Origin of the sequence: Streptomyces davaonensis JCM 4913 (assembly GCF_000349325.1) — a bacterium.
Taxonomy (GTDB): Bacteria; Actinomycetota; Actinomycetes; order Streptomycetales; family Streptomycetaceae; genus Streptomyces; species Streptomyces davaonensis.
This window is the reverse complement of record NC_020504.1, coordinates 7,796,132-7,821,885: the sequence shown is the minus strand read 5'-3', so window position 1 is coordinate 7,821,885 and position 25,754 is coordinate 7,796,132. Positions and strand designations below refer to the sequence as shown.

Here is a 25,754-nt window from a genome sequence, read left to right as displayed (position 1 = left end):
GGGCCGAGGCCCTCGGTGGGGGTGGGGCTTCGGCCTGGGTCGCCGGGGTGCGGAGACGGGGGAAGCGGGGCGGGGCGTCGGCGGAGGCGCGGTGGGCGTCGGTGTCCGCGGAGGTGCGGCGGGACGCGTCCGTTCGCCCGGCGTCGCCGCTCGCCGAGGGGACGCGCGTAGCCGTAGGCCGGGACGGGCCCTCGGTTTCCTCCTGGGTGCCCTCGTCCGGCGCAGGGGGCTGGTGGGGGCGAGGGGGGTGGGGTGGGCGGGGAGGGAGTGGGGCGCGTGGTTCTGTGTTCATGCGCCCCCCGTCTCCTCATGGACATCTACCCGCTACCCGCACGGGTGGATCGGCATCCACGCCCTCACATGCGTGCGCGTCACTCTACGGGCTGACCCCGGCCCGGTGGGAACCAGTCCACGAGCCCGGGGCTTTAGCCCGGAACGTCCCCCTACCCTGCGGTAATCCAGTCTGGCAGGCTTCGTTCATGACTGCGCGCGCCGCCGACCGGGCCCGTTACGACCGGGCCACCGCCCATCTCGACGCCCCTCTCGCGATCGTGGATCTCGACGCCTTCGACGCCAACGCGGACGATCTCGTCCGGCGTGCGGGCGGCAAGCCCATCCGCGTCGCCAGCAAGTCCGTGCGCTGCCGGGCCCTGCTGGAACGCGTCCTCGCCCGCGACGGCTTCGCCGGGATCATGTCGTTCACGCTCGCCGAGTCCCTGTGGCTGGCCCGCTCCGGATTCGACGACATCCTGCTCGCCTACCCGTCCGCCGACCGCGCCGGTTACGCCGAGCTGACCGCCGACCCCAAGCTCGCCTCCGCGATCACCGTGATGATCGACGACCCGGCGCAGCTCCGGCTGATCGACGCCGCCCGGGACGGCGGCAGCGAAGTCGTCCGGGTCTGCCTGGAGTTGGACACCTCGCTGAAACTGCTCGGCGGCCGCGTCCGCGTCGGCGCCCGGCGCTCCCCGCTGCACTCCCCCGCCCAGGTCGCCGACCTGGCCCGGATCGTGGCCCGGCGGCCGGGGTTCGAGGTCGTCGGGATCATGGCGTACGAGGGTCATGTCGCGGGCGTGGGCGACTCCGTCGCCGGGCACCCCTTGCGTTCGCGTGCCGTGCGGCTGATGCAGGCCACCGCGCGCCGGGAGCTCGCCCGGCGCCGGGCCGAGGTGGTGCGGGAGCTGCGGGCGGTGGCGCCGGGTCTTGAGTTCGTCAACGGCGGCGGCACCGGCAGTGTGCAGTTCACGGCCGCCGAGGACTGTGTCACCGAGATCGGCGCCGGGTCGGGGCTCTACGTACCGCGCCTCTTCGACAACTACACCTCCTTCAGCGGGCGTCCGGCCGCCCTGTTCGCCCACCCCGTGGTCCGGCGCCCCGGCGTCGGCGTCGTGACGGTGCTCGGCGGCGGCTACCCGGCCTCCGGTGCCGCCGGACCCGACCGGCTGCCGGTGCCGTACCTCCCGGAGGGGCTGCGCTACGACCCCCAGGAGGGTCCCGGCGAGGTGCAGACGCCGCTGCTCGGCTCGCCCGCGGACGATCTGCTGATCGGCGACAAGGTGTGGTTCCGGCACGCCAAGGCCGGTGAGATGTGCGAGCGCTTCGAGCAGTTGCACCTGGTGGCGGGCGACGCGGTGACGGCGACCGTGCCGACGTACCGCGGCGAGGGCCACACGTTCCTCTAGGCCTCCAGGCTCCAGGCTCCAGGGCCTACGAAAGGTCCTCTTCCGGGCCCACGCTGCTGCCCACTCCCCCGCCGCCCGCCGGGTCGTCGACGGACCGGATGCCCTTGGTGATCCGGTCCATGTCGGCCAGGGGCGGTCCGTCCTCGCCCGCGTCGAAGAGGAACCGGACGCAGACCGGTGACTCGGTGCCGACGCGGGACGGGAAGACCGTCGACTGGACGTAGCCGCCGGGACCCTTGGCCGTGGTGACCTTCCAGCGCACGAAGTAGCCGGCCCGTCCGGCCACCGCGACCGGGCCCGACTTCACGACCTCGTGGGACTCCAGGCCGCCGTAGGGGCGCCTGCCGATCGTGTCGCGGTCGTAGGTGTTCTCGGCCGCCTCCTTGACGTCCTCCTTGGCCAGCGCCTCGGGGGACCGCTCGTCGTTCGAGGTGATCGTCCTCGACGTGACGAGGCCGTGGCGGCAGACGCCACCGTCGCCGGGGCAGTCGTAGGTGCCGTCCGTGGTCATGACGACGTCGTCCTCGGCGACGTGCTTCGGCCGGACCCAGCCGTCGAGCAACGGCAGCGTGATGCCATTGAGTTCGTCGGTCACGACGGCCGGGTCGTCGGCGGAGGGATCACTCGAGGTCGGGGTAGGGGTCTGGGTCTGGGTCTGGGTCGGGGACGGTGGCGCCTCGGTGTAGTAGGTGGGGCCGGTCTCGAGCTCCGTGCCCTCGTCGTCGCCCTGGCTCAGCACCACCGCGCCCGTGACGATCGCCGCGACGAGCACGACCGCCGCCGAGGTGACGGCGACGGCCTTGGCCCGCCCGGAGGGACCCGCGGCCGTCGGCACCGGCGCGGTCACCTCGGGTGTGCGCCGGTGCTCGGTCCAGGCGGTGCCGTCCCACCAGCGCTCCAGATGCGGGGCGTGCGGGTCGGGGTACCAGCCGGGTTGGGGCGACATGCTCATGCGGGCACTGTAGGACGAGCCCTACAGAGGGGTGACGTAGGCCCCGGAAATTCCCCCGTCCACCAGGAAGTCGGTGGCGTTCACGAACGAGGAGTCGTCGCTGGCCAGGAAGGCGACCGCGGCGGCGATCTCCTCGGCCTCGGCGAACCGGCCGACCGGAATGTGGACCAGGCGGCGCGCGGCGCGCTCGGGGTCCTTGGCGAACAGTTCCTGGAGGAGTGGCGTGTTGACCGGGCCGGGGCACAGCGCGTTCACGCGGATGCCCTCCCGCGCGAACTGCACGCCCAGCTCACGGGACATCGCCAGTACGCCGCCCTTGGACGCCGTGTACGAGATCTGGGACGTCGCCGCGCCCATCCGCGCAACGAAGGACGCGGTGTTGATGATCGAGCCCTTGCCCTGGCGCCGCATATAGGGGATCGCGGCCTTGCAGCACAGGTAGACGGAGGTGAGGTTGACCTCCTGGACGCGCTTCCAGGCCTCCAGGCCGGTCTCCAGGATGGAGTCGTCGTCGGGCGGGGAGATCCCGGCGTTGTTGAAGGCGATGTCGACGCTGCCGTAGGTGTCGTAGGCCGTCTTGAACAGCGCCTCCACCTGCTCGGCGTCGGTGACGTCGACCTTGACGAAGGTGCCGCCCACCTCGTCGGCCGCCGCCTTGCCGCGCTGTTCGTCGACGTCGCCGCAGACCACATGGGCGCCCTCGGCGGCGAGCCGACGGGCGGTGGCGAGGCCGATGCCGCTGCCGGCTCCGGTGATGACGGCGGTACGGCCGACGAGGCGTCGGCACACCATGGGTTCGGTGGTTGAGGTCACTGTGCGGAGCCCTCCGTGCTGATGAAGACGTTCTTGGTCTCGGTGAAGGCGGTCAGCGCGTCCGGGCCCAGCTCACGGCCGATGCCGGACTGCTTGAAGCCGCCGAAGGGGGTCCAGTAGCGGACGCTGGAGTGGGAGTTGACGGACAGGTTGCCCGCGTGGACGGCCTGGGAGACGCGCAGCGCGCGGCCGACGTCCCGGGTCCAGATGGAGCCGGACAGGCCGTAGTCGGTGCTGTTGGCGAGCGCCACGGCATCCGCCTCGTCCTCGAAGGGGAGGATGACGGCCACGGGGCCGAAGACCTCCTCGACGGCCACGCGCGCGTGCGGGTCGACGCCGGTGAGGACGGTGGGCGGGAACCAGAAGCCGGGGCCCTCGGGGGCCTTGCCGCGGATGCCGGCCGCGTCCGGGTCGACGTAGGAACGGACGCGGTCCAGTTGGGTCCTGGAGATCAGCGGGCCCATGTCGGTGGCCTCGTCGGACGGGTCGCCGACCCTGACCGCCTCGATGGCCGGGGCGAGCAGCTCCAGGAAGCGGTCGTACGCGCTGCGCTGGACGAGGATGCGGGTGCGGGCGCAGCAGTCCTGGCCCGAGTTGTCGAGGAACGACATGGGGGCTGCCTGGGCGGCGGCTTCGAGGTCGGCGTCGGCGAAGACGATGTTGGGGCTCTTGCCGCCGAGTTCGAGGGTGACCCGCTTCAGCAGCGCGGACCCCTTCGCCAACACCTGTTTGCCCACGGCCGTCGACCCGGTGAAGACGATCTTCGCGACACCGGGGTGCTCCACGAGCGCGTTTCCCGTGACCGGGCCATGGCCGGGCAGCACCTGCAACAGCCCTTCGGGAAGCCCCGCCTCCAGAGCCAGCTCCGCCAGCCGCAGTGCGGTCAGCGGGGTCGTCTCGGCGGGCTTGAGGAGGACGGCGTTGCCCGCGGCCAGCGCGGGTGCCGTGCCCCAGGCCGCGATCGGCATCGGGAAGTTCCAGGGGGCGATGACACCGACCACGCCGAGCGGTTCGAGGATCGTGATGTCGAGACCGCCGGGGACCGGGATCTGACGCCCGGTCAGCCGCTCCACGCCGCCCGCCGCGTAGTCGAGCAGGTCCCGGACGTTGCCCGCCTCCCAGCGGGCGTTGCCGACGGTGTGCCCGGCCTCCCGCACCTCCAACTGGGCGAGTTCTTCGAGGTGTTCGTCGACGGCGACCGCGAACCGCCGCAGTAGCCGGGCGCGTTCGCCGGGGGCGAGGGCAGCCCACCCGGCCTGCGCCTTCGCGGCGCGTACGACCGCGGCGTCCACGTCCGCCGCGGTGGCGGCCGGGACGGTGGCGACGACCTCCTCGGTCGCCGGGTTCAGTACCTGGAGCTGGTCGGACAACAGGAGCCTCACATGCGTTCGAAGGAGCGGCGCAGCTCCCAGTCGGTGACCGCGGCGTCGTAGGCGTCGACCTCGACGCGCGCCATGTTTCGGTAGTGCGCGACGACCTCGTCGCCGAAGGCGGCCTTGGCCAGGGGGCTGTTCTCCCAGAGCTCGGCGGCCTCGCGCAGGGTGGTCGGGACGTGGGCGTAGTCGGCGGTGTAGGCGTTGCCGGGGCAGGCCTCGGGCAGTTCGAGCTTCTGCTCGATGCCGTACAGGCCCGCGGCGACCATGCCCGCCACCGCCAGATGCGGGTTGACGTCGCCGCCGGGGAGGCGGTTCTCGAAGCGCAGGGAGCGGCCGTGGCCGACGACGCGCAGGGCGCAGGTGCGGTTGTCGTGGCCCCAGGCGACGGCGGTCGGCGCGAACGAGCCCGGCTGGAACCGCTTGTAGGAGTTGATGTTGGGGGCGTACAGCAGCGCGAAGTCGCGCAGCGCCGCGAGCTGTCCGGCGAGGAAGTACCGCATGACCTCGGACATCCCGTCGGGCCCGGCCATCGCGTTGTTCCCGGCCGCGTCCGCGAGGGAGAGGTGGATGTGGCAGGAGTTGCCCTCGCGCTCGTTGTACTTGGCCATGAAGGTCAGGGACACGCCCTCCTGCGCGGCGATCTCCTTGGCGCCGGTCTTGTAGACGGCGTGCTGGTCGCAGGTGACCAGGGCCTCGTCGTAGCGGAAGGCGATCTCGTGCTGGCCCGGGTTGCACTCGCCCTTGGCGGACTCGACGGTGAGCCCGGCGCCCGCCATCTCATTGCGGATACGGCGCAGCAGGGGCTCGATGCGGCCGGTGCCGAGGACGGAGTAGTCGATGTTGTACTGGTTGGCCGGGGTCAGGCCCCGGTAATTCGCGTCCCAGGCCTGCTCGTAGGTGTCCTTGAAGACGATGAACTCCAGCTCGGTGCCGACCTGGGCGGTGAGCCCGAGTTCGGCGAGGCGCTCCAGCTGGCGGCGGAGGATCTGGCGGGGGGCGGCGACGACCGGGGAGCCGTCCTCCCAGGCGAGGTCGGCGAGGACCAGGGCGGTGCCGTCGTTCCAGGGGACGCGGCGCAGGGTGGACAGGTCCGGGTGCATGGCGAAGTCGCCGTAGCCACGGTCCCAGGAGGACATGGCGTAGCCGTCCACGGTGTTCATCTCGGTGTCGACGGCGAGGAGGTAGTTGCAGCCCTCGGTGCCGTGGTGCAGTACCTCGTCGAGGAAGAAGCGGGCGGCGAACCGCTTGCCCTGGAGCCGCCCTTGCATGTCCGGGAAGGCCAGGACGACAGTGTCGATCTCACCGCCGGCGACGAGGGCGTGCAGCTCCTCGACGCCGAGCGGCGGTGTGCGGTCTGCCACGGGAAAGCCTCCTTAAGGCTTCTTCGGTCAGCCGGGAGCCATAAGGTATTGCCGAGAACCATTGCTTGGGAAGGGGGCACGGCCGGATGTCGGTGGACACGGATCCGGGCCCGGAGGACCGGCTGACCCCGGTACTGCGGCCGGTGCGGGCGGGCAACGGCTTCGAGGAGGCCCTGGAGCAGATCCTCCAGGTGGTCAGGCTCGGTCTCGTGCCGGGCGGCGGGCGGCTGCCCGCGGAACGCGAACTGGCGGAGCGGCTCGGGATCAGCCGGGTGACGCTGCGCGAGGTGCTGAAGGTGCTCCAGGACCAGGGTCTGGTGGAGTCCCGGCGGGGCCGGTACGGCGGAACGTTCGTCCTGGCGCGAGCGGACGCCGCCGGCGAGGACGAGTTGCGCCGCCGGATCGCCGCGGTGGACATCGAGGACGTGCTGCGCTTCCGGGAGGTGTTGGAGGTCGGCGCGGTGGGCCTGTGCGCGACGCACGGCCTGACCCCGGAGCAGGAACATCGGCTGCGCGAGGCGCTGTCCCGCACCCAGGACGCCCCACTGGGCGACTACCGGCGCCGGGACACCCTGCTCCACCTCACGCTGGCCGAGCTGTGCGGCTCCCCCTCCCTCACGGCGCAGTACGCGGCCGTACGGGCCTCGGTGAACGAGCTGCTGGACTGCATCCCGATCCTGGTCCGCAACCTGGAGCACTCACAGCGCCAGCACGCGGCGCTGGTGGAGGCGGTACTGGACGGAAACGCCGACGCGGCACGGGAGATCATGCGCGAGCACTGCGCGGGCACGGCGGCGCTGCTCAGGGGGTTCCTGGCGTGAGCCAAAGGTATGGGGTCCATCCATTGAAGGGGCACGGTATGCCGGGCAGGCCGCTGATCGGGGTCAGCACATATCTGGAGGCCGGGGCGCGCTGGGGCGTGTGGGAGCTGGAGGCGGCCCTGCTGCCGGCCGGCTACCCACGGCTGGTCCAGCGGGCGGGCGGCCTGGCTGCGATGCTGCCACCGGACGCCCCGGAACACGCGGCGGCAACGGTGTCCCGCCTGGACGGACTGGTCATCGCGGGCGGCCCCGACGTGGAGCCCGTCCACTACGGCGCCGAGCGCCACCCCCGCACGGGCCCTCCGGCGCGCGAGCGGGACGCCTGGGAACTGGCCTTGATCAAGGCCGCGTTGACGGCAGGCCTCCCCCTGCTGGGCATCTGCCGAGGCATGCAACTGCTGAACGTCGCCCTGGGCGGCACGCTGGTTCAGCACCTGGAGGGCCACGCAGAGGTGGTCGGCGAGTTCGGCCGCCACACCGTCAAGCCGGTGCAGGGCACGCTCTACGCCGATATCGCCCCGGAGGAGACCGCAGTACCGACGTACCACCACCAGTCGGTGGACCGCCTGGGCACCGGCCTCGTCCCGTCGGCACACGCGGCGGACGGCACGGTGGAGGCGCTGGAGCTGCCGAGCGCCGAGGGCTGGGTGCTCGGGGTGCAGTGGCATCCGGAGATGGGTGAGGACGTAAGGGTGATGCGGGCGCTGGTGGAGGAGTGCCTAGCTCCGCGTCAGATGCAGTAGATCCCGAGCCGGCCCCACAGGCCGATGCCCCGTGGGCCAGACCGCCCGAAGATCCCGCGCCAGAGACACATCCGCCACCGGAATGCTCACCAGCCGCCGCATCGACAACTCCTCCCGAACGGCCAGCTCACTCAACACCGCAGGCCCTGCGCCACTCACCGCCGCCGCCTTCACGGCAGTAGTGGAGGACAGCTCGATCAGTGGCCGGGCAAGACCCCCCAGCGCCATGTCGAGCACCTGCCGCGTACCCGACCCCTTCTCCCGAAGGATCAAGGGAGTCACCGCCAACTCCTCCGCCGTCAGCGGGCGCCGACGCCGGGACCAGGCATGACCAGGCGCGGTCACCACGATCAGCCGGTCATGGGCGATCACCACCGAGTCCAGCCCCGTCGGGACGGTGAGCCCCTCCACGAACCCCAGATCCGCCTCATCGGCCAGCAGCCGCTCAGCCACCACCGTCGAGTTGCCCGCAAGCAACGACACCGCCGTGTCCGGCCGCCCCGCGCGCAGCGCCAGCAGCCACCCGGGCAACAGATACTCCGCGATCGTCATGCTCGCAGCCACCCGCAGCCGCGAGTCCCGCCGGTCCCGCAGCGCCTGCGCGCCCACGTCGAAGGCCTCCGCCGCCTCCACGATCCGCCGCGCCCAGTCGGTCACCAGCGCACCCGCGTCCGTCAGCCGTGAGCCCCGCGGCGACCGGTCCACCAGCGCCACCCCGAGCTGCCGCTCCATCGACCGGATCCGGCTGCTGGCCGCGGGCTGGGTGATCCCCAGCTCACGCGCGGCCCCGCCGAGACTGCCGAGCCGCGCCACGGCCAGCAGCAGTTCCAGCGCCCCGAGGTCGGGCACCCGGTGGGCCAGGGATGTAGTCACCGCACTGCTCATAAGTCCAGCTTATGCCCTCATAGAAACGTACTCCCTGGTCGCGGCCCCGCCCGCGCGCGACCGTGGACACATGGTCACCGCCGCCCAGCCCCATCGTCGTGCCCTGGCGGTCCGTCACCTCGGACCGAACTGGTACGCCTCCGTCATGGGAACCGCCATCGTCGCCACCGCCGGCGCCGCGCTCCCCGTGCCCGTCCCCCGCGCTCTGCTCACCGCCGTCTGGGCCCTGTCCCTGGCCATGCTCGGCACGCTCCTCGCCGCCCGGGCCCTGCACTGGACCCACCACCGCGACCAGGCCCGCGCCCACCTCCTGGACCCCGCGACGGCCCCCTTCTACGGCTGCCTCTCCATGGCCCTGCTGGCGGTCGGCGGCGGCGCCCTGACCGTCGGCCGGGACTGGATCGGCACCGAGGCGGCGGTCGCGCTGGACGTCGTGCTGTTCACCGCCGGTACCGCCATCGGGCTCGCGGCCGCCGTGGCCGTCCCGTACCTGATGGCCGTACGCCACCGGGTGGAGCCCGGTCAGGCCACCCCCGTGTGGCTGCTGCCGCTGGTCGCGCCCATGGTGTCCGCCGCTCTCGGGCCTCTGCTGGTGCCGTATCTCCCGGCCGGGCAGGCTCAGGAGACGCTGCTGCTGGCCTGCTTCGCGATGTTCGGGCTGAGCCTGCTCGCGACCCTGTTGATGCTGCCGCTGGTCTTCGCCCGGCTGGTCACCGTCGGGCCGCTGCCGCTCGCGCTGACCCCGACCCTGTTCCTGGTGCTGGGTCCGCTCGGTCAGTCGACGACCGCCGTCGGCAAGTTCGCGGAGTACGCGCCGGGCGTCGTACCGGCCCCGTACAGCCAGGGCTTCGATGTGCTGGCCGTGCTGTACGGCGTGCCGGTGATGGGCTTCGCGGTGCTGTGGCTGGGGTTCGCCACCGCGCATGTGGTGCGCGCCCGGCGCCAGGGGATGCGTTTCGCGATGACCTGGTGGGCGTTCACCTTCCCCGTCGGCACCTGTGTCACCGGCGCCGAGTCCCTCGCCCGGCACACCGGGCTCGTGGTGTACGACGGGCTCGCGGTCGGCCTGTACGCGCTGCTCGTCGCCGCCTGGCTGGTCGCCGGCGCGCACACCGCGCGCGGGCTGCTCAGCGGAGCGCTGCTCGCAGGGCCGCGCCCAGCACTTGCGGCGCCTTTGCCAGTGACGGTCCGTACCAGGTCAGGTGCCGTCCGCTGACGAGCGCGCAGGGCAGTCCGGGGAAGGCCTCCGGGCCGTCGTCGGCCGTGAAGCGGTAGGGCTCGTCCGGGAGGACGACCACGTCCGGGGCCGCCGCCCGCAGCTCCTCCAGGGGGATGCGCGGGTAGCGGTCCTCGTGGGCCGCGTAGACGTGGTCCACGCCCAGGCGGGCCAGGACGTCTCCGGCGAAGGTGTCGCGGCCCAGCACCATCCAGGGCCGCCGCCAGATCGGCACCACGGCCGTCGTACGGCGGTCCGGGGCGGGCCGTGCCGTCCAGGTCTCCTCGGCCTCGTCCAGCCAGCGCGGGCGCGTCCGGCCGCCGCACGCGGTCAGTACCCGGTCCAGTTCCCGCAGGGCCTGCGGGACGTCGCGGACCTCGGTGACCAGCACCTCGACGCCCGCCGCGCGCAGGGCCGCGAGGTCGGGGGCGCGGTTCTCCTCCTCGTTGGCGATCACCAGATCGGGGGCGAGATCGAGGATCCGCTCCACCTTCGGGTTCTTGGTGCCGCCGATCCGGGTCACGTCCAGGCCGACCGGGTGTGTGCACCAGTCCGTGGCGCCGACGAGGACGCCGGGGACCGAGACGGCCACGGCCTCCGTCAGGGACGGCACCAGGGAGACGACCCGCATCAGCGGGGCCGGTCCTGGACGGCCTCGATGTGCTCGGCCACCGCCACGACGACGACCCGGGTGTCCGGCACGGTGGCGCGCCAGCGGTGGCGGACCCCGCCGGTGAGGTACAGGGTGTCCCCGCGGCCGAGGCGGTAGGCGCGGCCCTCGGCCTCGATCTCGACGGCGCCGTCGGCGACGTACATCAACTGGTCGTTGCGGTACTGGATCTCGCGGCCCGCTTCGTGGTCACCGGTGAACTCGGAGGCGTGCATCTGGTGGTGGCCGCGCACCAGGGAGCGCGTCCGGGGCTCGGGCGGCGGCTCGGCGCACTCGGCGCGTACGACGTCGACGCTGCACGCCGGGTCGGCCGCGGCGAGGAGTTCGACGGCCGTGGTGCGCAGGGCGTCGGCGAGCTTCTCCAGGGAGCTTCTGGAGGGGCGGGCCCGGTCGTTCTCGACCTGGCTGAGGAAAGGCACCGACAGGCCGCTGCGCTCGGCCACGACGGCGAGGGTGAGCTCCAGCGCGCGACGACGCCGCCGCACGGCCGCGCCCACCCGCAGGGGCTGTTCTTTGTGGTCGCCCATCGCTCCGGCTCCCTCCTTCGCCCGTCGTTCCGGTGCCGAGTCCTGTGTTCGCGGTGCCGACTCCTCTGAAGAGTTCTCTGCACCCTACGCATGTTCGGCAAACCGTTTCATGCGCCCGGCAATCCCTGACCGGTGAGAGGCGTCCGATCACCCTGGTTGGCCGGATTTCGCGGGCGAAAAAAGGCGGACGTCCGGCACGGTCAGGTGTGCCGGACGCCCGCCGGAATCGGGGCTCGCGCGGGACTAGGCGGCCGGTGCCATCCGCTGAACCATGTCAGGGTGCTCCTTGAGCCACGCGGCGACGGCCTCTTCCTCATGGCCCTGGCCGCGGTCCTTGATCTCCTGTTCCAGGGTGCCCAGCTCGTCCTCGCTCATCCGGAAATTCTTGATCCACCGGGTGAGCCGGGGGTAAAGCTCGGGGAACTCCTGGTTGGAGATCGTCCGGATCGTGTTGCCCTCTCCGAAGTACTTCTGCGGGTCCTCGAGCTTGGTCAGCTCGTACTCGCTGTACGCCCAGTGCGGCGACCACAGCACGACGGCGATGGGCTCCTTCTTGGCGTAGGCCCGCTTCAGCTCGGCGAGCATCGCCGGGGTGGAGCCGTCGACGACCTCGTACTCCTCGTCCAGGCCGTAGCCGGGCAGCACCTCGGTCTTGAGGAGGTTCATCTCCCCGGTGCCCGGCTCGATCCCGACGATCTTCCCGTCGAAGGTGTCCCCCTTGCCCTTGAGGTCCTCCAGCGAGTCCACGCCCTTCACGTAGGACGGCACGGCGAGCTCCAGCGAGGTGGGCTCGTACCAGGTCCCCAGGTCGTGCAGCTTGTCCTTGCTCTTGTCCCAGTAGTTCTTCTGGGCATACGGCAGCCAGGCGTCGAAGTTGAGATCCAGATCGCCGGAGGCCAGGCCCGTGTAGACCGGGCCGACGTCCATCTGCTTGAGGTTCAGCCGGTAGCCGCGCCGCTCCAGGACGTTCTTCCAGAGGTAGGTGACGGCGATGTCCTCGTCCCAGGGGAACCAGGCCACGTCCAGCGGACGCTTCGCCTCGGCCGGGATCTCGGTGTCCTTGACCGGGGCGAGCTTGTCGACGAGACCGGGCTGGTCCTTGAGCCAGGTGCGCACGGCGTCCTGCTGGCGGCCCTTTCCGGCCTTGACGATCTCCGACTCCAGGCCGGTGAGCCGGTCCTCGGTGAGCTCGAAGTTCTTCAGCCACTCACCGACGACCGGGTTCTCCTGGGCGAAGCCCTTGCGGGACAGCGTGTGCACGCCGTCGCCCTTGCCCCAGGCACCCTTGGGGTCCTTGAGCTTCTTCAGCTTGTAGTCGCTGTACGCCCAGTGCGGCGACCACAGCGTGACGACGATCGGTTCCTTCTTGTCGTACGCCCGCTTCAGCTCGGCCAGCATGGCGGGGGTGGAGCTGTCGACGACCTTGAACTCCTGGTCCAGGCCGTACTCCTTGAGGACCTTGCTCTTGAGCAGGCTCATCATTCCGGCGCTGGACTCGATGCCGGTGATCTTCCCGTCGAATTGCCCGGCCTTGCCCTTGAGGTCGTCGAGGGAGTCGACGTCCTTCATGTAGGCGGGCACGCTCAGTTCGAGGGAGGTCGGGCCGTACCAGGAGCCCAGGTCGTCCAGTTGGGAGCCGTACTTCTTCCAGTACTGCTCGTGGGTGACGGGCAGCCAGGAGTCGGTCTGGAAGTCGATGTCGCCCTGGGCGAGCGAGGTGTAGAGGGGGCCCGCGTCGAACTGCTTGGCCTCGACCTCGTAGCCGCGCTGCTCCAGGATCTCCTTCCACAGGAAGGTGGAGGCGACGCCCTCGTCCCAGGGGATGTAGCCGATGCTGATCTTCTTGCCCTGGCCGACGTCGGTGCCGTCGGCGACCGGCTCGGTCTTGTCGCCGCCGAAGACGCCCATGCCGCCCGCGACGAGCGCGAGCACCACGACGCCGACCACGGCGACGGAGGCGCGGGGGCGGTAGGACCAGATCGTCAGGCCCTGTGCGGCGCGCAGCCGGGCGGCGGCGCGGCGGCCGAGCGGGGAGACCTGGGTGCCCAGCGCGCTGGTCATCCGGTCCAGGTAGATCGCCAGGATCACGATGGCGATGCCCGCCTCGGCGCCGAGGCCGATGTTGAGCTGGCCGATGGCCTCGTTGACGTCGCCGCCGAGGCCGCCGGTGCCGACCATGCCGGCGATGGCCGCCATGGACAGGCCGAGCATGATGACCTGGTTGACGCCGGCCATCACGGTGGGCAGGGCGAGCGGGAGCTGGACGCGCAGCAGGGTGTCGCGGGGGCTGGTGCCGAACGCCTCGGCGGCCTCGACCAGTTCCTTGTCGACCTGGCGGATGCCCAGCTCGGTCATGCGCACACCGGGGGCGAGCGCGAAGACGAGGGTGGCGACGATGCCCGCGGCGGCGCCGCTGCCGAAGAAGAGGATCGCCGGGATCAGGTAGACCATCGCGGGCAGCGTCTGCATCAGGTCAAGGCCGGGCCGCACGATCGCGCTGACCCGGTTGGAGCGCGCCGCCCAGATGCCGAGCGGCACCGAGATCACCAGCGCGATGACCGTGGCGACGAGGACCAGCGACAGGGTCACCATCGCGTCCTCCCACAGGTCGAGGGAGATGACGAAGGCGAAGCCCACGAAGGTGAGGGCACTGGCGAGCGTGCCGCGCAGCCAGCACGCGATCACCGCGAAGATGCCTACCAGCAGCAGGGGTTCAGGGGCCTGGAGGACGGCGTCGACGCCGTCGTAGGCGCCGCGGAAGACCTGCTCGAAGAAGTCGAACAGCCAGCCCATGTGGGTGGTGAGCCACTCGACCCCGTCGTTGACCCACGCACCGAACTCGATCCTAGGCACGGGCGGCCTCCTCACCGAGGAAGCTGATCAATCGCCGGTTCGGGACCACGCCCACGAGCTGCCGCTGCGCGTCCAGCACCGCCACCGGGTGGCTCAACCGGGCGCTGATCGCGCAGAGTTCGGTGAACGGCGTGTCGGGCGTCGCGGTCTCGCAGCCGCTCTCGCAGCCGCAGTCGGCCTCGTCCCCGCGTACGTCCTTGTCCATCACGGCGGCCGCGGTGAGCACCCGGGAGCGGTCGACGTCCTGGGTGAAGGAGGCGACGTAGTCGTCGGCGGGGCGCACCAGGATGTCCTCGGCGGTGCCGATCTGGACGATCCGGCCGTCGCGCATCACGGCGACGCGGTCACCGAGGCGCATGGCCTCGTTGAGGTCGTGGGTGATGAAGACGATCGTCTTCTTCAGCTCGGTCTGGAGTTCCAGCAGCTGGTCCTGCATGTCACGGCGGATCAGCGGGTCGAGCGCGCTGAAGGACTCGTCCATGAGCAGCAGGTCGGCGTCGGTGGCGAGGGCGCGGGCGAGGCCGACGCGCTGCTGCATACCGCCGGACAGCTCGTCGGGCCAGGACTTCTCCCAGCCCTTGAGGCCGCACAGCTCCAGCGCCTCGGTGGCCCGCGCGAGGCGCTCGGCCTTGGCGACGCCCTGGACCTCAAGGCCGTAGGCGGCGTTCTCGACGACGCTGCGGTGCGGGAAGAGCGCGAAGTGCTGGAAGACCATGCTGATCTTGTTGGCGCGGACCGCGCGCAGGTCGCGCGCGCTGAGCGCGGTCAGGTCCTGGCCGTCGAAGCGGACGTGTCCGGCGGTCGGCTCCAGCAGGCCGTTGAGCATGCGCAGCAGCGTGGACTTGCCCGAGCCGGACAGGCCCATGACGACGAAGATCTGGCCGGGTTCCACGGTGAAGGAGGCGTCGATGACGGCGGCGGTGGTGCCGTCGGCGCGCAGTTCCTCCCGGTCGGCTCCGGCGCGGAGCCGCTCGACCGCCTGCTCTTCTCGCCTGCCGAACACCTTGTAGAGATGTTCGGCCTCTAGTCTCGCTGACACGCGTACCTCTTGTTTCGACGGCAAGGAAAACGGAGCGCGTCGCGCAACAGTTGAATGCAGCAACTACACCGCTCCGAGGCGCGCCTGCCCCTGATCTCCGAGCACAAACGAACAAGTGGGCCAGCTCACAACCCGATGCGCAGAACGCAACACGTTGCGCCGGAAAGCCGGTGTCAGTGGGGTACGGCATGATGCGTTGCGTGACCGGACGACTGATGCTTCTCGACACCGCCTCGCTCTACTTCCGCGCCTACTTCGGCGTCCCGGACTCCGTGAAGGCCCCGGACGGCACTCCGGTGAACGCCGTGCGCGGTCTGCTGGACTTCATCGACCGCCTGGTCAAGGACCACCGTCCGGACGCCCTGGTGGCGTGCATGGACGCCGACTGGCGCCCGCAGTGGCGGGTCGACCTCATCCCCTCGTACAAGGCGCACCGCGTCGCCGAGGAGCACGAGACCGGTCCGGACGAGGAGGAGGTGCCGGACACCCTCTCGCCCCAGGTCCCGGTCATCGAGGCGGTGCTCGACGCGCTGGGCATCGCGCGCGTGGGCGTCGCGGGGTACGAGGCGGACGATGTGATCGGCACCTTCACCGCGCGGGCGAAGGGCCCGGTGGACATCGTCACCGGGGACCGCGATCTGTACCAGCTGGTGGACGACGCGCGCGGGATCCGGGTGCTGTACCCGCTCAAGGGCGTGGGCACGCTCCAGATGACCGACGAGGCATGGCTGCGCGAGAAGTACGGCGTGGACGGCCGGGGGTACGCGGATCTGGCGCTGCTGCGCGGCGACCCGAGCGACGGACTGCCGGGGGTGCCGGGGATCGGCGAGAAGACGGCGGCCAAGCTGCTGGCCGAGTTCGGCGACCTGGGCGGGATCATGGCGGCGCTGGACGACCCCAAGGCGAAGCTCACACCCACGCAGCGCAAGCGGCTGGACGAGTCGCGGCCGTATGTGGCGGTGGCGCCGACGGTCGTGCGGGTCGCGGACGACGTACCGTTGCCGGACGTGGAGACCGCACTCCCCCGCACTCCGCACGATCAGGCCGCACTCCAGGGGCTGGCGGAGCGCTGGGGGCTCGGGGGATCTTTGCAGCGGCTGCTGACGACGCTGGCGGTGTGAAGGAACGTTCCCCATCGAGTGAATGAGGTTCACTGAGAAGGGAATTCGTCCCTTAAATTCTCCTTCACGCCCTTTGCCGCAGGAGTCAAAAGCTGGATGAAGGTGCTAACTTAGGTAAACCTAAGCTTATAGAGGGAGGCCGTCATGGCAGAACGCCCTGCCCGCAAGCCGCGCAGGCCCCACTCCGCGCAGGTCGTCCGCACCGAGCGGCTGACCCCGCACATGCAGCGCGTGGTGCTCGGCGGGGAGGGTCTGGCCGGGTTCACGGCCGACACCTGCACGGACCACTATGTGAAGCTGCTCTTCGGCCCCGAGGGCGTCACCTATCCCGAGCCCTTCGACCTGGAGCGGATCCGGGAGGAGTTCCCGCGCGAGCAGTGGCCGGTGACCCGGACCTACACGGTCCGCGCCTGGGACGCCGAGCACCGTGAGCTGACCCTCGATTTCGTGATCCACGGCGACGAGGGCATCGCGGGCCCCTGGTCACTGCGGGCCGAGCCGGGTGAGACCGTGCGCTTCATGGGCCCCGGCGGCGCCTACGCCCCCGATCCCACCGCGGACTGGCATCTCCTCGTCGGCGACGAGAGCGCGCTGCCCGCCATCGCCCGCTCCCTCGAAGCGCTGCCCGCCGGCGCGCAGGCGTTCGCCTTCGTGGAGGTCGCGGGTCCGGAGGAGGAGCAGAAGATCGACTCCGACGTGGACGTGACCTGGCTGCACCGCGGCGACCGTCCGGTCGGCCAGGCCGTCTCCGAGGCGGTCCGGGCCCTGCCCTTCCCCGAGGGCCGGCTGCACGCCTTCGTCCACGGCGAGGCCGCCTTCGTGAAGGACCTCCGCCGCCTGCTGCGCGTCGAGCGCGAGATCCCCCGCGAGGACCTCTCCATCTCCGGCTACTGGCGCCTCGGCCACAACGAGGACGGCTGGCAGGCGTCCAAGCGGGAGTGGAACGCCCGCATCGAGGCGGAACAGGAAAGCGCGCCCTCGGCGTGAGACGCAGGACCCCTCCCCCGCCTTCCCCGCTGCCCCAGCGCGACGGTGTCGACCCGGTGCGGGTACGGCTGCCGGGCGAAGGACGGTGGGGAACCGTACGGGAGCATCTCGTCGAGCGGCTCTCCGCAGGGGACGGGGTCGTGGAGCGGATGTTCGAGGAGGGGCTGTTCTTCGGGGCCGACGGACAGGCCCTCACGCGCGATACGGCCTACACGCCAGGGATGTTCGTCTGGTTCCACCGGGAGTTGGCGGACGAGGTCCCCGTGCCGTTCCCGCTGGAGATCGTCCATCGCGACGAACACATCGTCGTCGTCGACAAGCCGCACTTCCTGGCCACCACCCCGCGCGGCAGTCACGTCAAGGAGACCGCCCTCGCCCGCCTGCGCCGCGAACTCGGCCTGCCCGCCCTCGGCGCCGCCCACCGCCTCGACCGGCTCACCGCCGGGCTCGTGCTGTTCACGGTGCGACCCGAGGAACGCGGGGCGTACCAGACGCTGTTCCGCGACAAGCTCGTGCACAAGGAGTACGAGGCCGTCGCGCCGTACGATCCCGCGCTCCGGCTGCCCACGACCGTGCGCAGCCGGATCGTCAAGGAGCGCGGGGAGTTGGCCGCGCGGGAGGTGGCGGGCGAGCCCAACGCCGTGAGCCGGGTGGAACTCGCCGAGCACCGCGGCGACGGGCTCGGGCGGTACCTGCTACGGCCCGCCACCGGGCAGACCCATCAACTGCGCGTCCATATGACCGCCCTCGGCGTACCGATCCTCGGCGACCCGCTCTATCCCGTGGTCACCGACCCCGTGCCGGCCGGTGACTTCCGGCGCCCGCTCCAACTGCTGGCGCGGGCGCTGGAGTTCACCGACCCGGTCACCGGGGCCGAGCACCGGTTCCGGAGCGGCCGGGTGCTCGGTGCCTGGGCGTCGTACGACACCTGGGACGGTCAGTAACCCCTCCACCAGCGGACGAAGCGGCGCCAGGCGCTCGGCCCGCGCTGCGGTTGTGGCGTCGGCACCGGCGGTGCGGCGGCGGGCATGGGCGCGGGCTGCGGGGCCGGCTGGGGCTGCGGGGGCGGTGCGGAGCTGACCTGCCAGGCCGGGCGCTGAGCCGGTACCTGGTTGAGGCCCGGCCTGAGCATCACGTCCTGCTGCGCCTTCGGCTCGAAGCGGACCGGGAGATCCACCAGGTGCCGGGAGGAGATCGACTGACGCCAGGTCAGATCCTCCTCGTCGCAGTCGAGCCGGACGTCCGGCAGCCGCATCAGCAGCGCGTCCACACCGACGTCGGCGATGCCACGGGCGATGTCCTGGCCGGGGCATTCGTGCGGGCCGCCGCCGAAGGCGAGATGGGAGCGGTTGCCCTGCATGTTCGCGGCGAGGTCGGGCCGCACCCGCGGGTCCACATTGCCCGGCGCGATACCGAACAGCAGACCGTCGCCCTTGCGGATCCGCTTGCCGCCCAACTCCGTGTTCTGCTTGGCGTAGTAGGCAAAGACGGTGCTGAACGGCGGCTCGTTCCACAGGGACTGCTCGACCGCCTCGGGCACGGTCATCTGACCGCCCTTGAGCTGGGCGCGGAACCGCGGGTCGGTGAGGACCATGCGCAGGACATTGGCGATGAGGTTGGCGGTGGCCTCGTAGGCCGCCATCAGCACGACCCAGAGGTGCTTGGTGACCTCGTCGTCGGTGAGCCGGGCCGGGTGGCTCATCAGCTGGCTCGCGAAATCCGCGGCGGGCTCGACCCGGCGGCGCTCGGTGAGCCGCTGGAGCGTGCCCATGACGTAGGCGTGGCTGGCGATGGCGGTCTCGGTGCCGCGCAGCATGTCCCGGGTGGCCTGCACCATCCGGTCGTTGTACTCCTCGGGCATGCCGAGGATCTCGCACATCACCGCCATAGGCAGATGCTCGGCGAACTGGCCGACCAGATCGGCCCGGCCCTGCTCGCAGAACTGGTTCACCAGGCGCTGGGTCGAGCGGTTGATGTAGCGCCGGATGCCGCGGTAGTCGATGGTGGACATGGCACCGGTGACCGCGCCGCGCAGCCGGAGGTGCTCGTCGCCCTCGGCATAGGAGCAGATCGGCTCCCAGGCGATGTGCGGCATCAGCGGATGGTCGGGCTTGACCATGCCTTCCAGCAGCGGGGACCAGATGCGGCTGTCGCGGCAGTACGTCGAGGGCGTGCGGAGCATGTGCAGGTTCTCCGCATGCCCGAGGACCACCCACATCGGCACGTCGTCGTGGAGCAGCACGGGCGCCACCGGCCCGTGCTCGTCGCGCAGTTCCTCGTACAGGTCGTCCAGGTCCTCCGCGTCGGGGCCGTAGAGCCGGCGCAGTTCCCCCGGCCCGAGGCCATGGGCGGGGCAGCCGGGGGGCGGCCCGGAACGGGGGTCGTCCGTGCCGGTCAGGGAGTGGGATTCAGGCGTCACGTGGTCGCTCCGAAGTGGATCCGGTGTCGGGGAGTTCGGGTCGGATACGTCGGTCAGGTGAGCGCGCCCGTCATGGCGAGCGAGTGCAGGAAGCGCATCAGGGTCATGAGGGTGTCCCGGCTGGAGGCGCGGCGCCGGGCGTCACACTCGACGATGGGGATCTCCGGCGCCAGGTCGAGTGCCTGCCGCAGTTCGTCGATGGCGTAACGGGGCGCGTCCGGGAAGGAGTTGACGGCGACCACGAAGGGCACACCGCGCTCCTCCAGGCGCCCTATGACATCGAAGCTGACCTCCAGGCGGCGGGTGTCGATCAGCACCACCGCGCCCAGCGCGCCCTCGAAGAGGCCGTTCCACAGGAACCAGAAGCGCTCCTGGCCGGGCGTGCCGAAGAGGTAGAGGACGAGCTTCTCGGTGATGCTGATCCGGCCGAAGTCCATGGCGACGGTGGTGGCGGTCTTGGTGTCGGAACCGAAGTTGTCGTCGACGCCGATGCCCGCCTGCGTCATGGTCTCCTCGGTGGTCAGCGGGCGGATCTCGCTGACCGAGCCGACCATGGTCGTCTTCCCGACGCCGAACCCGCCCACGATCACGATCTTCACCGCGGCCTGGGCGGTCTGCGGCAGCCGGTCCTCGCTGCGTGGGCCCGGGATGGTGTCAGAGTTTTTGAAGTCCATGCATCACCGCTTCGAGGAGGGAACGGTCGGCGACCGACTGCCGCACGAGCGGCTTGTGCGCCTCTACCAGTTCGTCCGCCAGCATGTCGGTGAGCACGACGGTCACCACGCTGAACGGGAGGCTGAGATATGCGGACAGCTCGGCCACCGACAGCGGGGCCGTGCAGAGCCGGAGCAGCGCCGACTGCTCGGGCGTACTGGAGGGCGGTGGCTCGGCGCGCGCCACGATTAAGGTGACGAGGTCGAGATCGGCGCGTGCCTCGCCGTCACCGCCGACCACGAACATCCGTTCGGGGTTCCTGCGCACCCCCTCCTCGGGCGGCGGCGGGGCGGGCTGCGGCTGTGGCCTGGGGGTCCGCCTCTGGCGTTGCGGAGGAGTCATACGGTCTGCCCGTTGCGCCGGGGCGGGCTGGTCAGGTGCGGTCCGATCCGGTCGACCAGGTCACGCATCCGGTTGCTCATGAGTCCGGGCTCGGCGAACGTGTCGGAGAGGACCGCGAGATAGGCGTTGGGCCCCGCGGCCATCAGATAGAAGTAGCCGCGGTTGATCTCGATGATGACCAGCTTCATCTTGCCGTCGCTGTCCGGGATCTCGTGCGCGACGGCGCCTGCGAGGCTCTGGAGGCCCGCGCAGGCCGCGGCGACCCGGTCGGCGGCGTCGGGGTCGCCGCCGTGCCGGGCGATGCGCAGACCGTCGGCGGAGAGCACGACGATCATCTCGATGCCGGGTACGCCGTCGGCAAGATCCTTGAGCATCCAGTCGAAGTTGGCTCGCTGCTGGATCACTTGAGGTCCCCCTCGTCATCGGCCGGGGCGTGGGCCGGTTCGTTGGTCGGCTGGCGGACTGCACTGGGATCGGGGTCGCGCTTGAGGCCCTCCCAGAAGGCCTCCACCCACAGGCCGGGCGGGGTGTCGTCCTCGGGCTCGGGTGCGGGGTCGGGCTTGATGGTGCCCCACAGGGGCTTCTCGCCGCGGGCGACGCGTTCCTGGTCCTCGCGCTCGGCCTTGGCCTGCTGGGCGATCCGCTCGCTGAGCGGGGTCTTGACCCGGCTGCGGCGCTGCGGCAGGCCGTTGGGGGTCCACTCGGTGACGACCGGGACGTCGTCCTCCAGGGAGAGCCCTTCCGGGATGCGCGGATTGGTGGGGCGGCGCGTCTTGGGCTTGCGCTTGGGTCCTTCGAGGGCACCGAGTTCCGGCAGCGGGGCGGCGGCGGCGCCGATGCCGTGGGCGTAGCCGGGCGCGGGATCGCTGGTGATCATCTCGCGCGGCACGATGAGCACGGCGCGGACGCCGCCGTACGCCGAACTGCGCAGGCTGACCTGCATGTCGAAGGCGGTGCACAGGCGGCCCACGACGGCGAGGCCGAGGCGGGGGGTGTCGCCGAGCTCCTGGAGGTCGACGCCGGCCTTGGCGGCCTCCAGCATGCCCTCGACCTTGGCGCGGGCCTCCTCGCTGAGGCTGACCCCGGCGTCCTCGATCTCGATGGCGACGCCGGTCTGCACCTCGGTGGCGGTGACGTGCACCTTGGTCTGCGGCGGCGAGTAGCGGGTGGCGTTGTCGAGGAGTTCGGCGGCGGCGTGGATGACCGGCTCGACCGAGATACCGCGGATGTTGACCTTGGCGATGTTGTCCAGCGAGATCCGCCGGTACTCCAGGATGCGCGACATGGCGCCGCGCAGCACGCTGTAGAGCGCGACGGGCTCGGGCCACTGGCGGCCGGGGCGGCCGCCACCAAGGACGGAGATGGAGTCGGCGAGCCGGCCGATCAGCGCGGTGCCGTGGTCGATGCGCAGCAGGTCGTCGAAGACCTCGGGGTTGCGGCCGTGGTCCTCCTCCATCTCGAGGAGTTCCTTGTTCTGCTGGTGCACGATCGCCTGGACGCGGCGGGCGATGTTGACGAAGGAGCGCTGGGCGGAGTCCCGCAGCGCCTCCTCCTCGTCGATGATGTGCAGCACCCGCTCCACCAGCCACAGCTCGGGCGTGGAGAGTTCGCGATACGACGGGTCGAGCTCACCGAGATGGCGAATCACCTCAGCGGGCGAATTGCCGCGGTGCATGTAATCGATCGCGACGGGCACGATCTCCCGGGCGAGCCGGTCCATCTCGTGCTGATGGGCGGCGACGCGCCGCTCCAGATACGCGGTGTTACGGGCGTGCTCCTCACGCGCGCTGCGCAGGGCGCGGCCGCGGCGCACGACCTGGGCGGCGGTCGCGATCACCAGGACCGTGGCGACGGCGCCGCACCAGCCGACGGCCGCCCGGGCCGGCCCCGTCACCAGGGCGGTGGCGGCTCCGGTCGCCGCGGCCATCAGTATGGCGGGCGGCAACAGCACGCGCGCGTACGGCAGTTCACGGCGTCGGGGCTGGGAGGCGGGAGGGGGTTGAACACTCACCATGTGGGCCCTCTGAAGGAATCGGCTGGGAGTAGGGGGACATGCAAGGGGGGTACGTCAAGGAATGTTCTGGATCTACGGGAGGTTTTGGAACAAGCGCACGAATACGCCTCAACTCGGTGCGCCGCGGGCGAGCTTAGTCCGAGCGGATCATCGCCGTGTCATATTCAGCAAGCACCTGAAATCACCCCTGCGGCAGGAGTACCCTCAACTCCATTTGTACGTAGGGAGATCAATCGCACACAGTGCGTCACAGTGGACGCCGGTGCGAGGCAACTCACCGTGATGAGTGAAAAAAGAAGGCGCGGGGCCGTGCGCGAACCACCGCGCACCACCCCGCGCCCGCCATCGGCACGGTCGGCGAATCAGCCCACCGACGAGTAGGCGACCACTCCTCGCAGCAACTGGTCGACCGCCTTGCGCGCGGCCTTCGCCACGGACGAGCCCTCCCGGGACGGAGCCGCCGCCGAGATCTGCCCCAGCACATCGATCACCTGCTTGCACCAGCGCACGAAGTCCCCGGCCGGCATCTCCGCCTCCCGCAGCACCTCGTCAAGGCCCTTGCCACTGGCCCACATGTACGCGGCCCAGGCGAAGCCCAGATCGGGCTCCCGCTGCCCGACCCCTTCGGTCTGGTTGATCCGGAAGTCCTCCTCAAGGGCGTCAAGACGTCCCCAGATCCGGACCATCTCCCCCAGCGCGGCCTTGGCCTTCCCGGACGGCAGCTTCGGCGCCATCGCGTCGTCCCCGACCCGCGCCTCGTACACCAACGCGGAGACACACGCGGCGAGTTCCGCGGGAGCCAGGCCCTCCCAGACACCCGCCCGCAGACATTCACTGGCCAGCAGATCCAGCTCGCCGTACAGCCGCGCGAGCCGCTTGCCGTGCTCGGTGACCTCGTCGGCGCGCAGATAGTCCAGCTCGGTCAGCAGCGCCACGATCCGGTCGAAGGTGCGCGCGATGGTGTTGGTGCGGCCCTCGATCCGCCGCTCCAGCTGCGAGGTGTCCCGCAGCAGCCGGTGATACCGCTCGGCCCAACGGGCGTGGTCCTCACGGTCGTTGCACCCGTGGCAGGGGTGCGCGCGGATCGCGGTGCGCAGCCGGGCGATCTCCCGGTCGTCGGCGGCCTGCGACCGCTTCTTGCGGGCCCGCTCCGGCGGAATGTGCCCCGCCTTGGTGCGCAGCGCGGAGGCGAGGTCCCGACGGGACTGCGGGGAGCGCGGGTTGAAGGACTTGGGGATCCGCATCCGCTCCAGTGCCTCGACCGGCACCGGGAAGTCCATCGAGGCGAGCCGCTTGACCTGCCGCTCGGCGGTGAGCACCAAGGGCCGCGGCCCGTCGTGGTGGTCGAAGCCGCGGTGGCCGTTGGACCGCCCGGCGGGCAGCCCCGGGTCCAGCACCAGCGCGAGACCGGCGTACTTCCCGGTCGGCACATGGATGACATCGCCGGGCTTGAGCTTCTCCAGCGCGACCGCGGCCTCGGCCCGCCGCTGGGCGGCGCCCTGCCGGGCCAGCTCGGTCTCCCGGTCCTTCAACTCCCGCCGCAGCCGCGCATACTCGTCGAAGTCGCCGAGGTGGCAGGTCATCGACTCCTTGTAGCCTTCGAGCCCCTCCTCGTTGCGCTGCACCTGCCGGGAGATCCCGACGACCGACTTGTCGGCCTGGAACTGCGCGAACGACGTCTCCAGCAGCTCACGCGAGCGATGCCGCCCGAACTGCTCGACGAGGTTGACGGCCATGTTGTACGACGGCTTGAAGCTGGAGCGCAGCGGATACGTACGCGTGCCCGCGAGCCCCGCGAGGTGCTCGGGGCTCATCCCGCGCTGCCAGAGCACGACGGCATGGCCCTCGACGTCGATGCCTCGACGGCCCGCGCGGCCGGTGAGCTGGGTGTACTCGCCCGGGGTGATGTCGGCGTGCTGCTCGCCGTTCCACTTGACGAGCTTCTCCAACACCACCGAGCGGGCGGGCATGTTGATGCCGAGCGCGAGGGTCTCGGTGGCGAACACGGCCTTGACCAGACCGCGCACGAACAGCTCCTCGACGACCTCCTTGAACGTCGGCAGCATGCCCGCGTGATGGGCGGCGATCCCGCGCTCCAGGCCCTCCAGCCACTCGTAGTACCCGAGGACGTGCAGATCCTCGGTGGGAATGGACGCCGTGCGCTCCTCGACCAAGGCGCGCACCTTGTGCCGCGCCTCCTCGTCGTTGAGCCGGAGTCCGGCGTACAGACACTGCTGTACGGCGGCCTCGCAGGCGGCGCGGCTGAAGATGAAGGTGATGGCGGGCAGCAGGCCCTCGGCGTCGAGCCGCTCGATGACCTCGGGCCGACCCGGCGTCCACACGCGGGAGCGCTGTCTGCGCTCCCGCTCACGATCGGCCTCGCGCATCGCGCGCCCGCGTCTGCGGTCCTGGTACGAGGGCCGTTGAGCCTCCATGCGGGCCAGCCGCGTCAGGTCGGGGTTGACGGCCTTCTTGCTGCCCTCGCCCTCCTCGAACAGGTCGTACATCCGTCGTCCGGCGAGCACGTGCTGGAACAGCGGCACGGGCCGGTGCTCGGAGACGATCACCTCGGTGTCCCCGCGGACGGTGTCGAGCCAGTCGCCGAACTCCTCGGCGTTGGACACGGTGGCCGACAGCGACACCAGGGTCACCGACTCGGGGAGGTGGATGATCACCTCTTCCCATACGGCGCCGCGGAACCGGTCGGAGAGGTAGTGCACCTCGTCCATGACCACATAGCCCAGGCCGATGAGGGTCTGCGAGCCCGCGTACAGCATGTTCCGCAGCACCTCGGTGGTCATCACGACCACCGGGGCATCGGAGTTGACGCTGTTGTCGCCGGTCAGCAGGCCGACCTTGTCGTTGCCGTAACGGCGGCACAGGTCGGAGTACTTCTGGTTGGACAGCGCCTTGATGGGTGTCGTGTAGAAGCACTTCTTGCCCTGCTGGAGGGCGAGGTGGACGGCGAACTCGCCCACGATCGTCTTGCCGGAGCCGGTGGGGGCGGCCACCAGCACGCCCTTCCCCGCTTCGAGCGCCTGGCAGGCCTCGATCTGGAAGGGGTCGAGGCCGAAGTCGTACATCTCGCGGAAGGAGGCGAGCGCGGTGGCCTGCTCGGCAGCCCGCACCCGGGCAGCCGCATACCGCTCGGCCGGTGAGAGGTCCTCTGTCATCGTGCTTTCGAGCGTACCGGGCCCCACTGACAACAGGACGATCATT

22 protein-coding genes are annotated in these 25,754 nt (G+C 70.9%); 7 read left to right on the top strand and 15 right to left on the bottom strand.

What is annotated here, in order from left to right:
• Nucleotides 1–479: 479 nt before the first annotated feature.
• Nucleotides 480–1,682 carry an amino acid deaminase/aldolase gene (locus BN159_RS34570; RefSeq protein WP_015661686.1) on the top strand — a complete coding sequence of 401 codons (1,203 nt, stop codon included), beginning with the start codon at nt 480–482 and terminating at the stop codon, nt 1,680–1,682.
• A gap of 25 nt (nt 1,683–1,707) precedes the next feature.
• Here the strand turns inward: BN159_RS34570 and BN159_RS34565 are convergent, their stop codons facing one another.
• Genes BN159_RS34565 through BN159_RS34550 form a run of 4 tightly spaced genes read right to left on the bottom strand, consistent with a single transcriptional unit; the run spans nt 1,708 to nt 6,184 of the window.
• Nucleotides 1,708–2,628 (bottom strand): DUF2510 domain-containing protein, encoded by a 921-nt coding sequence (locus tag BN159_RS34565; protein ID WP_041820270.1) that lies wholly within the window; start codon nt 2,626–2,628, stop codon nt 1,708–1,710.
• A gap of 27 nt (nt 2,629–2,655) precedes the next feature.
• Nucleotides 2,656–3,426, bottom strand: a complete 771-nt coding sequence (locus BN159_RS34560) for a 3-oxoacyl-ACP reductase (protein WP_041822108.1) — start codon at nt 3,424–3,426, stop codon at nt 2,656–2,658.
• A gap of 17 nt (nt 3,427–3,443) precedes the next feature.
• The gene (locus BN159_RS34555) at nt 3,444–4,817 is read right to left on the bottom strand and encodes an aldehyde dehydrogenase family protein (RefSeq protein ID WP_408055021.1); all 1,374 of its coding nucleotides are present in this window, start codon (nt 4,815–4,817) and stop codon (nt 3,444–3,446) included.
• 8 nt (nt 4,818–4,825) lie between these two features.
• The gene (locus BN159_RS34550) at nt 4,826–6,184 is read right to left on the bottom strand and encodes a glutamine synthetase family protein (RefSeq protein ID WP_015661682.1); all 1,359 of its coding nucleotides are present in this window, start codon (nt 6,182–6,184) and stop codon (nt 4,826–4,828) included.
• A gap of 86 nt (nt 6,185–6,270) precedes the next feature.
• Between BN159_RS34550 and BN159_RS34545 the strand changes: the two genes are divergently transcribed.
• Nucleotides 6,271–7,005: a FadR/GntR family transcriptional regulator gene (locus tag BN159_RS34545; RefSeq protein WP_015661681.1), complete on the top strand. Its 735-nt coding sequence runs from the start codon at nt 6,271–6,273 to the stop codon at nt 7,003–7,005.
• Nucleotides 7,006–7,043: 38 nt separating this feature from the next.
• Nucleotides 7,044–7,748, top strand: coding sequence for a gamma-glutamyl-gamma-aminobutyrate hydrolase family protein (locus BN159_RS34540; protein WP_015661680.1), 705 nt, complete (start codon nt 7,044–7,046; stop codon nt 7,746–7,748).
• Here BN159_RS34540 and BN159_RS34535 read toward each other — a convergent pair.
• Nucleotides 7,725–8,633 carry a LysR family transcriptional regulator gene (locus tag BN159_RS34535; RefSeq protein WP_015661679.1) on the bottom strand — a complete coding sequence of 303 codons (909 nt, stop codon included), beginning with the start codon at nt 8,631–8,633 and terminating at the stop codon, nt 7,725–7,727. The genes BN159_RS34540 and BN159_RS34535 overlap by 24 nt on opposite strands.
• 70 nt (nt 8,634–8,703) lie before the next feature.
• On the opposite strand from BN159_RS34535, the gene BN159_RS34530 reads away from it, so the two are divergent.
• Nucleotides 8,704–9,849 (top strand): TDT family transporter, encoded by a 1,146-nt coding sequence (locus tag BN159_RS34530; protein WP_015661678.1) that lies wholly within the window; start codon nt 8,704–8,706, stop codon nt 9,847–9,849.
• On the opposite strand, the gene BN159_RS34525 is transcribed toward BN159_RS34530, so the two are convergent.
• The 4 genes from BN159_RS34525 to BN159_RS34510 all read right to left on the bottom strand — a co-directional run bounded on the left by BN159_RS34525 (nt 9,761) and on the right by BN159_RS34510 (nt 14,938).
• Nucleotides 9,761–10,480 carry a helical backbone metal receptor gene (locus tag BN159_RS34525; protein ID WP_015661677.1) on the bottom strand — a complete coding sequence of 240 codons (720 nt, stop codon included), beginning with the start codon at nt 10,478–10,480 and terminating at the stop codon, nt 9,761–9,763. The two genes, BN159_RS34530 and BN159_RS34525, sit on opposite strands and share 89 nt — an antisense overlap.
• Nucleotides 10,480–11,046 carry a helix-turn-helix domain-containing protein gene (locus BN159_RS34520; protein ID WP_015661676.1) on the bottom strand — a complete coding sequence of 189 codons (567 nt, stop codon included), beginning with the start codon at nt 11,044–11,046 and terminating at the stop codon, nt 10,480–10,482. Before BN159_RS34520 ends, BN159_RS34525 begins: the two co-directional genes overlap by 1 nt.
• A 243-nt stretch (nt 11,047–11,289) precedes the next feature.
• Complete coding sequence (locus tag BN159_RS34515; RefSeq protein WP_015661675.1) at nt 11,290–13,899, bottom strand: ABC transporter permease/substrate binding protein; 2,610 nt, start codon at nt 13,897–13,899, stop codon at nt 11,290–11,292.
• Nucleotides 13,892–14,938 carry a quaternary amine ABC transporter ATP-binding protein gene (locus BN159_RS34510; RefSeq protein ID WP_015661674.1) on the bottom strand — a complete coding sequence of 349 codons (1,047 nt, stop codon included), beginning with the start codon at nt 14,936–14,938 and terminating at the stop codon, nt 13,892–13,894. The genes BN159_RS34515 and BN159_RS34510 overlap by 8 nt, the downstream gene beginning before the upstream one ends.
• A 191-nt stretch (nt 14,939–15,129) precedes the next feature.
• Between BN159_RS34510 and BN159_RS34505 the strand changes: the two genes are divergently transcribed.
• From BN159_RS34505 to BN159_RS34495, 3 genes are all read left to right on the top strand, one after another.
• Nucleotides 15,130–16,059: a 5'-3' exonuclease gene (locus tag BN159_RS34505; protein WP_231905776.1), complete on the top strand. Its 930-nt coding sequence runs from the start codon at nt 15,130–15,132 to the stop codon at nt 16,057–16,059.
• Between the two features lie 144 nt (nt 16,060–16,203).
• Nucleotides 16,204–17,046 carry a siderophore-interacting protein gene (locus BN159_RS34500; protein WP_015661672.1) on the top strand — a complete coding sequence of 281 codons (843 nt, stop codon included), beginning with the start codon at nt 16,204–16,206 and terminating at the stop codon, nt 17,044–17,046.
• Entirely contained in the window at nt 17,043–17,990 is a 948-nt protein-coding gene (locus BN159_RS34495) for an RluA family pseudouridine synthase (RefSeq protein WP_015661671.1), read from the top strand. Before BN159_RS34500 ends, BN159_RS34495 begins: the two co-directional genes overlap by 4 nt.
• Here the strand turns inward: BN159_RS34495 and BN159_RS34490 are convergent.
• The 6 genes from BN159_RS34490 to BN159_RS34465 all read right to left on the bottom strand — a co-directional run bounded on the left by BN159_RS34490 (nt 17,984) and on the right by BN159_RS34465 (nt 25,753).
• Nucleotides 17,984–19,465, bottom strand: coding sequence for a cytochrome P450 (locus tag BN159_RS34490; protein ID WP_015661670.1), 1,482 nt, complete (start codon nt 19,463–19,465; stop codon nt 17,984–17,986). The genes BN159_RS34495 and BN159_RS34490 overlap by 7 nt on opposite strands.
• Before the next feature lie 53 nt (nt 19,466–19,518).
• On the bottom strand, nt 19,519–20,139 hold the full coding sequence (locus BN159_RS34485; RefSeq protein WP_015661669.1) for a GTP-binding protein: 621 nt from the start codon (nt 20,137–20,139) through the stop codon (nt 19,519–19,521).
• Entirely contained in the window at nt 20,120–20,521 is a 402-nt protein-coding gene (locus BN159_RS34480) for a DUF742 domain-containing protein (RefSeq protein ID WP_041820267.1), read from the bottom strand. The genes BN159_RS34485 and BN159_RS34480 overlap by 20 nt, the downstream gene beginning before the upstream one ends.
• The gene (locus BN159_RS34475; RefSeq protein WP_015661667.1) at nt 20,518–20,925 is read right to left on the bottom strand and encodes a roadblock/LC7 domain-containing protein; all 408 of its coding nucleotides are present in this window, start codon (nt 20,923–20,925) and stop codon (nt 20,518–20,520) included. Before BN159_RS34475 ends, BN159_RS34480 begins: the two co-directional genes overlap by 4 nt.
• Nucleotides 20,922–22,535, bottom strand: a complete 1,614-nt coding sequence (locus BN159_RS34470; RefSeq protein WP_015661666.1) for a sensor histidine kinase — start codon at nt 22,533–22,535, stop codon at nt 20,922–20,924. The genes BN159_RS34475 and BN159_RS34470 overlap by 4 nt, the downstream gene beginning before the upstream one ends.
• Nucleotides 22,536–22,897: 362 nt before the next feature.
• A complete protein-coding gene (locus BN159_RS34465; protein WP_015661665.1) occupies nt 22,898–25,753 on the bottom strand; it encodes a DEAD/DEAH box helicase in 2,856 nt (951 codons plus the stop codon).
• Between the last annotated feature and the right edge of the window lies 1 nt (nt 25,754).

What these genes read in the sequence shown, in the direction of transcription:
- BN159_RS34545 (WP_015661681.1), top strand. Translation starts at nt 6,271, where the DNA reads ATGTCGGTGGACACGGATCCGGGCCCGGAGGACCGGCTGACCCCGGTA.
- BN159_RS34530 (WP_015661678.1), top strand. Translation starts at nt 8,704, where the DNA reads ATGGTCACCGCCGCCCAGCCCCATCGTCGTGCCCTGGCGGTCCGTCAC.
- BN159_RS34505 (WP_231905776.1), top strand. Translation starts at nt 15,130, where the DNA reads ATGCGTTGCGTGACCGGACGACTGATGCTTCTCGACACCGCCTCGCTC.
- BN159_RS34480 (WP_041820267.1), bottom strand. Translation starts at nt 20,521, where the DNA reads ATGACTCCTCCGCAACGCCAGAGGCGGACCCCCAGGCCACAGCCGCAG.
- BN159_RS34560 (WP_041822108.1), bottom strand. Translation starts at nt 3,426, where the DNA reads ATGGTGTGCCGACGCCTCGTCGGCCGTACCGCCGTCATCACCGGAGCC.
- BN159_RS34485 (WP_015661669.1), bottom strand. Translation starts at nt 20,139, where the DNA reads ATGGACTTCAAAAACTCTGACACCATCCCGGGCCCACGCAGCGAGGAC.
- BN159_RS34525 (WP_015661677.1), bottom strand. Translation starts at nt 10,480, where the DNA reads ATGCGGGTCGTCTCCCTGGTGCCGTCCCTGACGGAGGCCGTGGCCGTC.
- BN159_RS34470 (WP_015661666.1), bottom strand. Translation starts at nt 22,535, where the DNA reads ATGGTGAGTGTTCAACCCCCTCCCGCCTCCCAGCCCCGACGCCGTGAA.
- BN159_RS34570 (WP_015661686.1), top strand. Translation starts at nt 480, where the DNA reads ATGACTGCGCGCGCCGCCGACCGGGCCCGTTACGACCGGGCCACCGCC.
- BN159_RS34535 (WP_015661679.1), bottom strand. Translation starts at nt 8,633, where the DNA reads ATGAGCAGTGCGGTGACTACATCCCTGGCCCACCGGGTGCCCGACCTC.
- BN159_RS34540 (WP_015661680.1), top strand. Translation starts at nt 7,044, where the DNA reads ATGCCGGGCAGGCCGCTGATCGGGGTCAGCACATATCTGGAGGCCGGG.
- BN159_RS34520 (WP_015661676.1), bottom strand. Translation starts at nt 11,046, where the DNA reads ATGGGCGACCACAAAGAACAGCCCCTGCGGGTGGGCGCGGCCGTGCGG.
- BN159_RS34565 (WP_041820270.1), bottom strand. Translation starts at nt 2,628, where the DNA reads ATGTCGCCCCAACCCGGCTGGTACCCCGACCCGCACGCCCCGCATCTG.
- BN159_RS34465 (WP_015661665.1), bottom strand. Translation starts at nt 25,753, where the DNA reads ATGATCGTCCTGTTGTCAGTGGGGCCCGGTACGCTCGAAAGCACGATG.
- BN159_RS34500 (WP_015661672.1), top strand. Translation starts at nt 16,204, where the DNA reads ATGGCAGAACGCCCTGCCCGCAAGCCGCGCAGGCCCCACTCCGCGCAG.